The 12,901-nt window shown below is 62.6% G+C and carries 15 protein-coding genes; all 15 read right to left on the bottom strand.

The window, feature by feature from the left end; translation table 11 throughout:
- Positions 1–137: 137 nt before the first annotated feature.
- The 15 genes from JI752_RS09580 to JI752_RS09650 all read right to left on the bottom strand — a co-directional run bounded on the left by JI752_RS09580 (position 138) and on the right by JI752_RS09650 (position 12,880).
- Positions 138–1,046 carry a hypothetical protein gene (locus tag JI752_RS09580; RefSeq protein WP_216962884.1) on the bottom strand — a complete coding sequence of 303 codons (909 nt, stop codon included), beginning with the start codon at positions 1,044–1,046 and terminating at the stop codon, positions 138–140.
- A 563-nt stretch (positions 1,047–1,609) separates the two neighbouring features.
- Positions 1,610–2,266, bottom strand: a complete 657-nt coding sequence (locus JI752_RS09585) for a DUF5625 family protein (RefSeq protein ID WP_216962886.1) — start codon at positions 2,264–2,266, stop codon at positions 1,610–1,612.
- 75 nt (positions 2,267–2,341) lie between these two features.
- Positions 2,342–2,704 carry a hypothetical protein gene (locus JI752_RS09590; RefSeq protein ID WP_216962889.1) on the bottom strand — a complete coding sequence of 121 codons (363 nt, stop codon included), beginning with the start codon at positions 2,702–2,704 and terminating at the stop codon, positions 2,342–2,344.
- 198 nt (positions 2,705–2,902) lie between these two features.
- Positions 2,903–3,454 carry a hypothetical protein gene (locus tag JI752_RS09595; protein ID WP_216962892.1) on the bottom strand — a complete coding sequence of 184 codons (552 nt, stop codon included), beginning with the start codon at positions 3,452–3,454 and terminating at the stop codon, positions 2,903–2,905.
- 160 nt (positions 3,455–3,614) lie between these two features.
- Positions 3,615–4,013 (bottom strand): hypothetical protein, encoded by a 399-nt coding sequence (locus JI752_RS09600; RefSeq protein ID WP_216962895.1) that lies wholly within the window; start codon positions 4,011–4,013, stop codon positions 3,615–3,617.
- 138 nt (positions 4,014–4,151) lie between these two features.
- On the bottom strand, positions 4,152–4,502 hold the full coding sequence (locus JI752_RS09605) for a hypothetical protein (protein ID WP_158982971.1): 351 nt from the start codon (positions 4,500–4,502) through the stop codon (positions 4,152–4,154).
- Between the two features lie 15 nt (positions 4,503–4,517).
- A complete protein-coding gene (locus tag JI752_RS09610) occupies positions 4,518–5,270 on the bottom strand; it encodes a hypothetical protein (RefSeq protein ID WP_216962898.1) in 753 nt (250 codons plus the stop codon).
- Positions 5,271–5,314: 44 nt separating this feature from the next.
- Positions 5,315–7,516 carry an arylsulfatase gene (locus JI752_RS09615; protein ID WP_216962901.1) on the bottom strand — a complete coding sequence of 734 codons (2,202 nt, stop codon included), beginning with the start codon at positions 7,514–7,516 and terminating at the stop codon, positions 5,315–5,317.
- 442 nt (positions 7,517–7,958) lie between these two features.
- On the bottom strand, positions 7,959–8,357 hold the full coding sequence (locus JI752_RS09620) for a hypothetical protein (protein WP_216962904.1): 399 nt from the start codon (positions 8,355–8,357) through the stop codon (positions 7,959–7,961).
- Between the two features lie 82 nt (positions 8,358–8,439).
- Positions 8,440–9,030, bottom strand: coding sequence for an HGGxSTG domain-containing protein (locus tag JI752_RS09625; protein ID WP_216962906.1), 591 nt, complete (start codon positions 9,028–9,030; stop codon positions 8,440–8,442).
- On the bottom strand, positions 9,027–9,527 hold the full coding sequence (locus tag JI752_RS09630) for a hypothetical protein (RefSeq protein ID WP_216962909.1): 501 nt from the start codon (positions 9,525–9,527) through the stop codon (positions 9,027–9,029). Before JI752_RS09630 ends, JI752_RS09625 begins: the two co-directional genes overlap by 4 nt.
- Positions 9,524–11,296 carry an AAA family ATPase gene (locus tag JI752_RS09635; RefSeq protein WP_216962912.1) on the bottom strand — a complete coding sequence of 591 codons (1,773 nt, stop codon included), beginning with the start codon at positions 11,294–11,296 and terminating at the stop codon, positions 9,524–9,526. The genes JI752_RS09630 and JI752_RS09635 overlap by 4 nt, the downstream gene beginning before the upstream one ends.
- Complete coding sequence (locus JI752_RS09640) at positions 11,293–11,694, bottom strand: CHC2 zinc finger domain-containing protein (protein ID WP_216962915.1); 402 nt, start codon at positions 11,692–11,694, stop codon at positions 11,293–11,295. Before JI752_RS09640 ends, JI752_RS09635 begins: the two co-directional genes overlap by 4 nt.
- A 172-nt stretch (positions 11,695–11,866) precedes the next feature.
- Entirely contained in the window at positions 11,867–12,070 is a 204-nt protein-coding gene (locus JI752_RS09645) for an AlpA family transcriptional regulator (protein WP_216962917.1), read from the bottom strand.
- Between the two features lie 90 nt (positions 12,071–12,160).
- Positions 12,161–12,880, bottom strand: a complete 720-nt coding sequence (locus tag JI752_RS09650) for a hypothetical protein (RefSeq protein ID WP_216962921.1) — start codon at positions 12,878–12,880, stop codon at positions 12,161–12,163.
- Positions 12,881–12,901: the final 21 nt, after the last annotated feature.

Below are 12,901 nucleotides of genomic sequence, written 5' to 3' on the forward strand. Positions count from 1 at the left end.
CATCAGCGCCCTGACTCGCAGCAACCTCAATCCAGCGAGAACGGCTTCGAATCATCGAACTCAGCTCCGCGCAGGTCAGCGTTGCGAATGACGGACCTCCAAACCAGGCGAACAACCCGGAGCTACCAGTAAGCGGTCTAAGGAAGCTCATACGAACAGACGGGCAAAAGCCCGTTGCGCGTGATACTGAGTACGTCCACGCGCTTGGTGGCATAGGGGCCGGCGTCCGAAGCCGGATAAGTAACGCCCCGGACGTAGTACGACCCGTCCTGCCGCTTCAACCCAATCACCGGGAAGTCGACGGCGAATGTCTTTCCTGTCGAGCTGACCGTGTACGAAAGCTCCTGCGGGTCGCCGGGCGAATGACTGGTTGAAAAGCTGCTCCCAAGGGCCATGCGATCGGCAAGGCCGTCCGCGTCCAGGTCGATGCCGGGTACGGGCGTCCAGCGATAATCCTCAACTACGGAAGGCCGCTCGATCGGCACGAGGGCCTCCATCGCCTCGGCATCCCTCAGCGTGTAACAGCGGTCCTGCACATCGCCGCACCGGATCCAGGACGGCGCCCCAAGGTCGGTGGCCTCGACCAGCGTTCCCTCATACCGCCACTCGCCCTCCTTATCCGCCCACCGCAGGTTCTCGACGACGACCGACGCGTGACCTTCGAAGCCGCAGATGCGCGGCTCCCCCTCCCCCAGTGCGACATCGCGGACGTGCAAAACGTCGAACGCATCGTGGTTCACGAAACACAGGCGGCTGCCGCCCTTCCATTCCGGCAATTGCGCGACCGAACGCGCTGAAGGCAGGAAACAGAGCTCGCCGTCCCCGCCAAACCGGTAGAGCCCGGTGAGACGTGCCGATGGCCCCATAGCGCCCGTCTGTGCCGGCGGATCGGTCACAGTGCCTCCAAGAGCGAGGCATGGGCGTACGGAACTGATAAGGAGCAGGGCCGCGGCAATGTGCAGAAACCAACTTCGAGCCAGTTGCGCCATCGAGTTCAACTCCTTGTCGATCGGTCCCAATGTCCGCTTCGGGTCGAAAGCGGACATTAGCATCCGATCAGCCGCCCAATGTCCGCTATCGGCCAGAAGCGGACATTCTCGTGCCACATCAAAGACCAGGAATGACCCGCTCGAACTCGCCGGAGCAGTTGTACAGAACGTACTGACCTGCTCCGATCACATATGCAAACCGACCCTTTACCGGGGTCACCCAGACTGTCCATCCGTCCTCCCCAAGATGGGCGCTCGTATCACAGTCCGTTCCGACGGCGCAAAGGTCCGAAGACCTCTTCAGCGCATCAGCAATGACCTCCCTCTGACGTGCGTCGGACCGAACATCGCAACTCGTCGCCGCCTTGACGAGGTATGGCGTCATCAACGCGATCAGAAGGGCCACAGTTCGTACCAAGAGTCGCTCCATTCTGATTGCGGAGATGTCCGCTTCGGGTCGAAAGCGGACATTAGCAGCCCGGCTGCCGGCCGTCCCAGCCGGACGTCCGCTATCGGCCAGAAGCGGACACGCCATGACCAACTGCCAGACCAACCAGGGTCACGTGTCGGCGGCACATCCCGGGGTTGCATGGTTTGCGCGGTCACCCCGGCTTTACTGGTCACCCGAGGCGCCTGCGCCGCCCGCGCTTCCAGACAAACACGATGGACAACACCACGATGGCGGGCCACACCAGCAGCAAGCTCGCTATCGGCCCCCAGAAAAGAAGGGTGGAGACCCATCCCGCGGAAATTTTTCCGCCGGGCAGGCTAAACCTCAGCCGGGCCGTGATGCCCTCAAGCTCGACCACGTCGCGCAGCACGCGGACGGAGAGGCGGTAACTGCCGGGAGGCACGTCTACGAAGGAGATGAAGCGCGTCACCACGCCGCCTCCCCACCTCGACGCATTGCGGGAATCGACATTGCCTCCAGCGACAACGCGCCCCGTACGGCTATCCGCGAGCGCCCATTCCAGCGGTATGAAAGCCCCATCGACACGCGGGTATTGACGGCCGCCAAGCGCCTCAGGGTTGATCTTCCGGCCATGCGTGTCCTTATTCGGCAAATCCAGTGAGAGCGCGTAACGCTGTTGCACATGGATCCGCACTTCTGTCTCGATTGAACCCGCCGGACTGATGGAAAGTGGCAGATCGACGAGCGGGCGCTGTAGCCATTCGAGCGTCGGCCACAGGGCGATCTGGCTGAAGACGAGGAGTAGTAGGACGACCAGGGTCAGCGAGCCGGGGCGGCGAGCGAACGTTATGGGATGAGTATCCAAGCTGGTTGGGTCCTTAGAATATTCGTCGTCGCGATGTCCGCTATCGGCCACAAGCGGACATCGGCTCTACAGCCATCACGCGTGTCCATTGAACAAGACGCTCAGGTATATCTTTTCGGCGGGATCCCAATAAGCGCGGAAGTAGCAAGGGCCCCCGTCGTATGCCTCCACAACCTCGGTAACGACGAGATCGGGCGGGGCGCTGCAGAACGCATTGACGAAAATGACCTTCTTGCCATTCAACTCCTGCCCTCGATACTGGAACCTGTAAGTATTCCAAGGAGGAAGAGCCTCTCCTTCCAGTCTGGCTTGGCGCGCGACATATGGCTCAAGCTGCGCTCTGGCCTCGGCGACGTCTTGAGCACTCGGTCGCCACGATCCACCAGATAGCGTCAGCCAGCTTCCGATCGCGATAGCAAGTGCAGCTAGATGTTCCATGCGGCATCACCCGAACAAAGCTGAAGGCTGGCACGATGCAGCGATCACCGCGAGCACCGCATGTCCGCTTTGGGTCGGAAGCGGACATTGGCACCACTGCTTCCGCCAGTCCTCCGACGTCCGCTAGCGGCCGGAAGCGGACGTCCGGTAATGCCTGGACTACGCCGAGCCCAAGCGGCTTCGGCGTGAATGAACTGCTTAGCCTCCATATCGCACTCTGACCGTTAGCCCTGCCAGAAGCTCATCGATGTCTCGCGGCGTATGAGCTATTAGCAAAGCTCCAATAATGGAATCTGCGCGGATAATGCCGATCTTGAGACCGTCCGTGCGAGTCACTAGCAGCCCCGCATCGTAGGTTACTGACTCCAACTCCCCAGCCACACAAGCTTCCAGTACGTCAACCGTTGCGACCGACACCGCTGCCCCAAGATGGACACTCAGATGGTCAAACGTATACGGAGCAGCGTTCTTTGGAGGGTTTGGGTTGTACCTGATGCCTCGTGGCGCTCCAGCCAGCCTGACCGAGAGGCAGTGATAGTCCAGCCACTCCTTCGGCGTATCGCGCCAATCGCTCTCTATGACAAGAAAGCGCTCCTTCTCTAACTGGATAGAGACTGACAACACCTGGATCAGAGACTGCCCTGCCTGAATATCCGCGCTCTCACTCAGGAGCGACTGCATCTTGCAGCCAGGCAAGAGCGCAATGGCGTCTTCTGACTCTTGATCCAAACGTTCGACAATCTCTTCCATGGGTCCTAACGCCTGAATTAATCCGAGCCCCGAAGCGGCATCGACGGCGGTTGGCCATCCGCCAAGTGTCCATTATGGGTCGAAAGCGGACACTAGCATCGGCTCGGCCGCCCGGCCCACTTCCATGTCCGCTATCGGCCAGGAGCGGACATCAATGCCGTCACGCCGAGGGTAGGTCAGTGTTGCCCAGCCCTACGCCAAGGTAGGCATCCAGAACGAGGTCACGCAACGGTGTCGGTAGCCGATCGTAATCGCTTGCCCGCTCATCGAATTTCCAGTCCAAGCGCGTGGAAGTGTCGTACCCCGTGGCCACGGCATCGATCACAAGAAGGGTGCATGCCGCGAACTCGCGCGCGTGACCCGGCTTGAGGGAGTGTGCACCCAGCTCCACGACTTCATACGGGTACCAATACTGCCCCTCGGAAAGAACGCCGTCCTGCTCGCGAAGGAGTTTAACCAGCTCGTCCAGATGCAAGTCCGCGTCCACGCCGTAGTCTCCCTCGGCGATGAACCTCAGCTCGGCATCCGTGAGTGAGTCGAGCAGGTCCTTCGTATCCATCCAGCCTCCCGTATCTGGCCGGACCAACTGTCCGTTTTGGGTCGGAAGCGGACATTAGCATCGCCGCGGCGCGCTCGTCCGGCCGAGCGTCCGCTATCGGCCATAAGCGGCCCCCCCACGCGCCGCCAGTCCCGGTGCTTACCTGAAAAGCAGGATGAGATGCGTCACCCGCCAGAAGAGCACTACATAGGCGGCGATAAGCAGCGTCTGCCACAAACGCGGCAGACCTGACTTCGAGAGGCGGTGTATGCCATCGGCGAGGTTCAGTAGCACCAACCCCGTGCCCAAAACAGCAACGACATAGCCGGTCGATCGGAAGGCCAGCGGCCCGATGTCGCGAGGGTCGTGCTCTATCGCTTCCAGCCCCGCGGCCAGGACCAACGTGGCGACGACCAAATTGCGCGTGTGCTCGAAGATCGTGCGTGAGACGTCGCGCTCGAAAAGCACATCCCGCATGCGGCGCAACCAGTCAGCGTTCCATAACGTCACATCCAATGCTCCGCGTCAGAACGCGAATCCATATCCGATTGCCGGCCCCTTGATCACCAGATCCGTGGAGACGCTTCGCGCCTGCGCGTCTACGTCGAGGTAGCGGTAGCCGAAGTACCACGCGCCAGATTTCATCTTGTAGTTCGCGACGATGCTCGTGTTCCACGTGCCATCCGTGTCGCCCCAGGATCCGTCAGCGCGCAGCGTCAAGCCCCAGCGCCCGCCAAAGGCCCATGTGTAGCGCGCGCCGAACATGAAGTCGTTGAACGACTCGTCCAGTTCCACGCGAAACTGCGGAACGCCGAGGGGCCCCGTCGGGGTGATTGTGCTGGCGATGTCCAGATCGAGGTAACGAAGCCCGGCGAAGACCTCGCCTCCCGTGAAGCGTTGCCCGCCCGGGCTCCACACGGCAGCCGCTTCAAATAGGCGCGTGTCCAGGTCGGACTCGGCCTGGAAGAACCGGCGCGTGGCGTCCTGAGACAGGCCCAGGTAGGTGAAGTCGGCGAACAGGCCGAAGTGCTCGCCCTGCCCCTCGGCATGCATTTGGAACGCGCCGTCGAGCTTGTCCACGACATCGCCGAAGCTCAGTCGCCGCGTGATCACCGCCGAGGCCGGAGGCGGCGTCTCGAGGTCCGTGCTGATATCGACCGCCCATACGTAGGGGGCCACGATCCAGTCCCAGCGATCCTGGGCAGCCGCGGTGCCGCACGGGATGAGCAGCGCGACTGCAACCGGCATGACCCGCGTATAACGCTTCATCGCGATCATGGCCATCTCCTCTTCGTGGCGATTCTCAGGTACATCGGACGATGCTACTTGAGGTACTTCACGTCGAGCCGGTCGATCGCGCCGTTATAGGCGAAGGGTTTCCGGTCGAAGTACGCCAGCGATACCGGCGAATAGCTGTCGCGGCCCACGTCGAACGCATCGTTGGCTGTGAACGTCAGCGGCGCCGAGCGTGGCACGCGGCCTTGCGCGACGGCCTTGCCGTTGACTCGAACTTCGACGTCGAGCGGGCCAGCGTGCTTGTCATCCGCCTTGCGTGTTTCGACCTCGATCCTGACCTTGCCGGACGGAAGCGGCGCCGACGAAGCCAGGTTGGTGCGTTCGACTTCGAACAGGTTGTACTCGTAGTTCAGCTTGCCCTGGTCGACCCACAGCGCGACCCCTCCCGAGAACGCGCCCAGTGCGTAAAGCACGCCTTGCGAATCCGGCTTCAGTTCTGTTTCGATGGTGACCAGGTTGCTGCGTGCGCCCACCTTTGGTGCGGTGAACTCGGGTACGGCGACCACTTCCTGCGTATAGCTGAACTCGGTGGCTGGGTTCGACGGCGCGTCTTCGGGATGGAACACGACCGACCAAAGGCCGCCACCGACGGGCCAGACCTTATTCGCTTGTGCCTGCGTGTCGAACGACGCCTTGAGCGAGGCCACCTTGTCGGGATGCTGCGATGCGACGTCCTTTGCCTGCGAGTAATCCGTGCGCAGATCGTGCAGCTCCCACGCATCCTGGTCGGGCGACCATTTGAAGATCGCCGGATCCACGCCCGCCTTCCACGGCGTACGCGGACCGAACACGGAGGCGATCCACTCGTCCTCGTAGTATGCGCGACTGCCCATGATCTCGAAGTACTGGCCCTTCTTTCGACCGGGTGCCTTCGCCGAATCGAAGGTGTAGGCCATGCTCACGCCGTCAAGCGGGTCCTGCGTGACTCCGTCGACAAGCTTCGGCGGCGTGATGTCGAGCACGTCGTAGATCGTCGGCACGATGTCGTTGACGTGGTGGAATTGCGAGCGCGGGGTCTTGTCAGGCTTGATCGTTCCCGGCCAGGAAACGACCAGCGGAGTCCGCGTGCCACCGAAATGCGCGGCGACAAGTTTGGTCGAACGGTGCGGCGTCGAACCCGCCCATGCCCAACCGGCGTGATACATGTTGTCGGCCTTCGGCGATCCCAGCACGTCCATTCCGCCGAGCTCGTTCATCGTGCGGATGTGATCCTTGATTTCCGTAGCGATGCCGTTCTGCGCCAGCAGCTCGCTGATGGTGCCGTTCTGGCCCTCCGCGCTGGATCCGTTGTCGCCCCACACATAGAAGACGAGCGTGTTGTCGCGGATGCCCATCTGGTCGAGTGCATCGATGATGCGCCCGGCCTGCGCGTCGGCGTGCTCGGTGTAGCCGGCGAACACTTCCATCAGGCGGCGCTGGAACGGCTTCTCGTCATCGGGAATGTCGGACCACGCGACGAGTGTGTCGGGTCGCGGCGTCAATTCGGTGTTCTTCGGGATCCATCCCAGCTTCTTCTGTCGCGCGAACACGTCTTCCCGCATCTGGTCCCAGCCACCGTCGAACTTGCCCTTATACCGGTCGGCCCAGTCGTTGAAGATGTGATGCGGCCCGTGCGCGGCGCCGGGCGCCCAGTACATGAAGAATGGACGGTCCGGCGTGAGCGCGTGCACCTGCTTCATCCAAGCCACGGCCTTGTCGGTCATGTCGACGGTGAAGTGGTAACCCTCCTTGCCGTGCGAGGGATCGATGCGCACCGTGTTCTCCACGATTGCCGGCTCCCACTGCGACGATTCGCCGGCGAGGAACCCGTAGAAGTAGTCGAAGCCGATGCCCTCGCCCGCGGGCCAGTCGGTGTATGGTCCGACGGCAGTGGTTTCGTTCGCCGGCGTGTTGTGCCATTTGCCGAAGGCCGCCGTGGAGTAGCCGTAGTAGCCCAACACTTTCGCGGCGGTGGCCGACGTGCGCGGAATTCGGCCCGTGTAGCCGTCCCAGTCGTTGGCCAGTTCGGCGATCTGCCCGTTGCCAACGCGATGGTGATTGCGCCCGGTCAACAACGATGCGCGCGTGGGCGAGCACATCGCTGCGTTGTGGAAACGGTTGTAGCTCACGCCCTGCTTGGCCAGCCGGCTCAGCGTCGGAGTATTGATGACGCCGCCGAAGGTGCCGGGCAACGCCGGCCCGACGTCGTCGAGCATGATCACCACGATGTTCGGCGCGTTGGCCGGCAAATGCGGTTTCGCCGGGAGTGGGCTGTAGCTGGATTGTGCGATTGTCGGCCCCGCCTTGCTCCCGGACGGCTTTCGCGGGAAAGGCAGCGACTCCTGGGCGAATGCTGGCGCTGCGAAAAGCAGCGAGCCCAGGGCGAGAGCGAGATGGCGGACCTTAAATCGGCTGCGACTGGCGGGCATTCGAACCTCCGTCGGCACGCAGAGCGGGGGCTCTGCGCAGGTCTCATGGACGCTGCCGCCAAGCTTTTGAACCGGGACCGCGGAACGCTCGGTACCGGCGCTTACGACCGCGTTCAAGCGGCGGTCAGCCTTATCAACTCGGCGTGAACAGTCAGTGAAAAGGCTCGTCAGTCCCACCGACGGCTGCTGAAAAACGCACTTGAGCTGTCCAAGTGGCCAGATGCCCGCTATCGGCCAGGAGCAGACATACGCAAACTACCGGTCAGGCCTGAATTTCGACATCCTCGAAGCCGGCGCCGCGAAGCACGTGCGCGATAGCGTCCACGATCGGGTCGGATTCTTCGATCCGATTTTTCCCTAGCAACTTCTGCCAGAAGGTGCGCGATCGTTCGAGCATGACGTGCCACTCCCCGTAATTTGGACGAGCAGGATCTTCGTCCGAGTTGCCGGCGACACACATGAGGTAGGACGCGGCTTGATAGGTAGCCAAGTTGGCCCAACCGAAATCTTCCATGCAGATGAGGTCGGCCTCAACCCCCACCGAAGGCAATGCAGTGGCGAGCCAGTTGGACAGGTCTTCACCGAAGCAACAATCATTAATGAAATCCGCGCCAACTACCGACAGGTTGAACTGCTCGGTTTTAAACGTAATGTCGATCACGCAAGGCATACTCCCTTGTCTTGCTGGCTGAGGTTTACTGACCCCAAGCAGCCAATGTCCGCATTGGGTCGAGAGCAGCCCTTCAATCCCGTCGATTCTGCCTCAGGTTGGCTAAGGCCCGTTCTCTACCTTCCACAGTAATTGGACCAGTGGAGCACCCGCCATGCCATTTGCAGCGACATTTGCCTGGCTCGCTCTTTGCCTGGCAGGGTTGGCCATCCCGACGGCGCCGCGCACCGCAGACGGCGCGCCGACTCAAGGCACCGGCCTTGCTGTCGGCAAGCCTCGCGCCTCCACACCGCGGCAACTCTGGACCGAAGTCATACGCGCGCGCGTAATTGTTGGCCAATTCCGGGTGGGGAGCATCCGCACTACCGGACTCTTTCGCGCGCGCGCGCGGGCGCGATGCGTCCGGTAATTCCGGAAGCTCGCTTTGTTTGGTTTTTTGCGGTTTGTTTATTCCGGTCAGCATCGCCCATTCCGCCACAATGGCGTCAATAACCGCACTGTTGGTCGCCGCTACCGATCCCGGCCGCTCCCTTGCCCGCTTGGCTGAGATGACGGTCAGCACCAGCGGGCTAGGCATGTAGTCAATGCGGGTCATTCGGGCCCGCCGCTGCCGTTGCAGTCGCGCCAAATCCGCCTTGTCGCCGCTCAGGTAGCCGTCAGTCACCGTGCCTCCCCCTTTCCGTATCTGAGGAGTGGGGGACGCGGGATCAGTCGACCAGCCTTGCGGCGGAAACACCAAGGGCAGGCGATCACCCGCACAGGCGACTCTGGCCAAAGCCAGACGGGGCCGCAGCCATCGCAGTTCACGACTTGCGTATAGCCGATCGGCACGCCCCCCGCGTCCATTTGCGCGGATCGTTGCAGCGCCCAAAGGTAGGCCCGCAGCGTGTCATCGTCCAGGCCGTCGCAGGCAGCCACGTCGGTATCGTCCAAGCCATTCACCCGTTCCGCCAGCAGCGGATCATCGGCCGCTAGGGAAAGCATGCGGGCACGTAGCTCGGCAAGCAGCAGCACGATCAGTTCCGGCTTCGCGACGGTCAGCCGTTCGCGGAGGTCGACGCGCAAGGTGCCGAATTTGGCCTCGACTCTCAGCCCGTCGCCGTGGAGGGCGAGCCGGACTCCACGACCGCGAAGCTCCCTGAGGAAGGTGGCAGCGGTCATAGGTCGATGATCTCCATGCCTTCGTCGGCGCCATGGATTTCCTCGACCTTCATAGATGCCCTCTCTTTTTGTGGGCATGTATGGGGCGCATGGGCATCTACGGGCGGCATTGCCCAGGCGACGCTACTGCCAGGGCCGAAGCCCGAACGTTTCGGCTTGATCCCGATTCGCTCCCGCGCTGTCCGCAGCGCCTTGTCGGATATGCCGGACAATTTTGCGAGCTTTAGTACCTCGCCAGCCGGCATAGCTCCGGATTCCAATGTGTGCCGCAGCCAATCCGTTGCTTCATCGGTGGCGCTGCGCTCGCTGTCAACCGCCTCAGCCTCCGCCAACAGTTCCCGCGCGCTGCCAGTGACGTATTCGGCCCACAGCACCTGCGAGACCGAGATGCCGGGGAAGCCGTCTAGTTCACCTTGTTGCAAGTCGTAAAAGAAACCACCGCCATCCGGACCGATGTTCGATTTCGCCCGCAGGATCACGCGCCGCTCTGGCCGGTCTCCGTCCGCCTCTTGTTTGGCTGTGACCATCACCACGCGCGCCAAAGCAGCAAACGCCAGCGACCCTGTGATGCGCTCCACGGGGTCACGGCCAGCCGTGCCCTTGCTGAAATGCGTGACGCCCAGAAGCGCACAGCGAAGCTCCGCGGCTAGGTCTACCAGCGGTTGAAGCCCGCGCCGCACCTCGGCGTTCTTGTGCGAGTCGCCTGCCACTGCCGACACCACGGGGTCCACCACGATCAGGCGCACGTCGGGAATGGTTTGCAGCGCCTCGCGCAGGGAGTCTAGATCCTGCGCAGGGTCGAAGGGGTAGCGTTTTCCGGCTTCGGTCACACCCTCAACCACATGCACCCGCGACATGTTCGCGCCAGCGGCCCGCAGCCTGGGATTCAACGTGTCCGCATGGTCATCCTCTCCGGACCAGATCACCACGCTTCCCGCTTCCGCGCGTGACCCATCCGGCCAGCGTCCGCCCACGGTTACGGTGGCCGCCAAAGCGGTGGCAATCGTGGTCTTTCCCGTGCCTGGCGCGCCGCCGATCAAATGCAGCTTGCCGGCCGCCAGCCATCCGGGCCACAGCCAATCGACGGCGACTGGTTGGACGTCGCTGCCGCGCCTCAGGATCACCCGAGGGGCAACGGCATCCCCTTCACTACTTCCGCCTACTTTAGAGAGAGGCAATGCCACCACGTCCGCAGCCGTCGCGGCAGGACGGTCACGCAGCCAATCCACGCAGTCCCCCTTATCGGGCAGATGCAGCGCGGCCACGTCCACGACCTCCACGCTACAGCCAAGCGCGCGCAGGCACTCTGCTACAGCGTTCGCATACTTCCTCCCAGCCTCATCGTGGTCAGGCCACAGCCGCGTGCTGCGGCCGCGCAGCGGCGACCAGTTCGCCGCGCCTGCGCTGTCAGAGCTTCCGCTGGTCGTGGCGATCAGCCCCCGCTCCGCCAGGGCATCAGCGCAGGCTTCACCCTCGACGATCCAGACCGTCGCCGCCGCGTCGGCACCCAACAGCTCCTTCAATCGATATAGCGGCTTTCCTTCGGGCGGCGCGTCCGGCTCCCCGATGACATAGCCCGCGCCGTCATAGCGCATCGGGCGAATCCATTTTCGGCCGTCGGAATGCTTGGCCCGAATCCGCCAAAAGAGCGGCTCTCCATCGGTGTCGCGGTAGCAGTGGAGCGCCGCAGGCTGGAATCCGTCGCGGATGGCAGGCGCGGCGAGTCGGCGCGCGGCTTCCTGCGGTGTCTCGACCATGACCGCGCTCATGCCCGCCCCGCTGCTAGGTCGACAATGGCTTCTTTGAAGGATTTGTCGGTCAACCGCATGTGGAAGCTCACCAAGTCACCACCCCCGCATCCGGCAAAGCATCGCCAGCAGCCACGCGGATTGCTCACGTGCGCAGATAGCGAAGCATTGCGGTCCTCGTGAAAGGGGCACGCGCCCTGCGCCCAGCCGGCTGCGTTGGGCTTGCTCAGTTTGGGGACCTGCTCCCGGTAGTAGTCGTCAGGATCTGGGAGGCGGTCGCGCCAGTTCCTCGGCAGGGTTGGCGATTGCCAGCCATTGCCGGTAGCCTTGCCCTTGCCGTACAGCGCCCGATAGCCTGCGATGGCACCCGAAGTCCGACGCCCGCCAGCGTCGGATTTTCCTTTTGTGCGGCAACTCATAGCCGGCCCTCCCCACTTAGCAGGAGACGGGCAGCGTCCAGCAGGTCGGCCGCCTCTACGGTGCCGGGTTGCGGCTCATCTGTTGCGCTTGCGTAGGCGCTTAGTTGCTCGCATGCAGCGTCAACAAGCCCCAGCGCGAGGCCCAGCGAGGTCGTATTCTTCGTCGGCCCGTTCATGCCGCCGCCTTTGAGTCGCGCGCGGCGACGCGAGAAGCGATGTAAGCGTCTACCTCGCTCGCGACCCAAGCGCTGGCCCTGCTACCCAGTTTCACGGGCTGCGGGAAGTGACCGCTGGCGATGCGACGGTAGATTTCGGATCGGGACAGACCCGTGCGTGCCTTAACGCTCGGCAGTCGCTCCAAGACTAGTGAGGGCATAGCTGCATTTCTCGCTCTGCCCGGGGACGTCCCGGGCTTGCGGGGAATACTTGGCTGAGCCCCCTATGTCCCTCTACCCCAGAACATCAACTAACGACGATGGTTCTGGGGAGCCCCTTCCTTCTCGACGGCAATGGCCGCTTCCAGCCCTCGTAAGAGTTCCCGGCGCCTGTCGTTGTAGTGTTTGTTGTATGCCTGCAGCGCTCGTTTTGGAAACCCCTTGTACCCAGCGGCCAAGTAGCAAATGCCTACGATCTCGTGGAACGAGCTTCCTTCGGACACGCTAGGTAGAAACTCTTTTGGATAGCGCGGAAGCGGTGGATTCTGCTGAGCGGCGGCGACCATCGCTTCCTCCGTTTCGTAGTATCCGGATACCCGAATTCGCGAACCACGCGCGGCAATCCATCCCCGGAGCAATGCGTCTTGTATTGAGCGAATTGGGCGAGGGTCGCCAGCTTTGTTGCGGGTCGGGTGGTCCGGCAGGTCTGCTTGCGCTTCACGCGCAACTTTCACCAGCGCGCTCAGTCGTGGGCCAATCGCGGCTGCCACGTTGTGACCATCGTCCTCCGGTCGCTCCTGCCAGTACCGCTCCTCAATTTTGGCGAAGGCCGTGCCATGCGCCGCATCTGGCAATCCGGCCAACGCATCCAGCTTCCGAACTAAGTCTGACGACAGCCGCTCCACGTCTTTCAGGAGCACGGCAACATCATTCCGGGCCGCCCGGGGGCTTGTGATGGCGCGAATGAAAACCAGCGTTGTGCGAAGTTCCGTCACTTGCTCGTCGCTGACACCGAGCCGGTTCAGTTCCATGAGCTGGTCTGGCGTAAAGTC

Source organism: Lysobacter sp. MMG2 (assembly GCF_016735495.2).
In the GTDB taxonomy this organism is placed as follows: Bacteria; Pseudomonadota; Gammaproteobacteria; order Xanthomonadales; family Xanthomonadaceae; genus Lysobacter_J.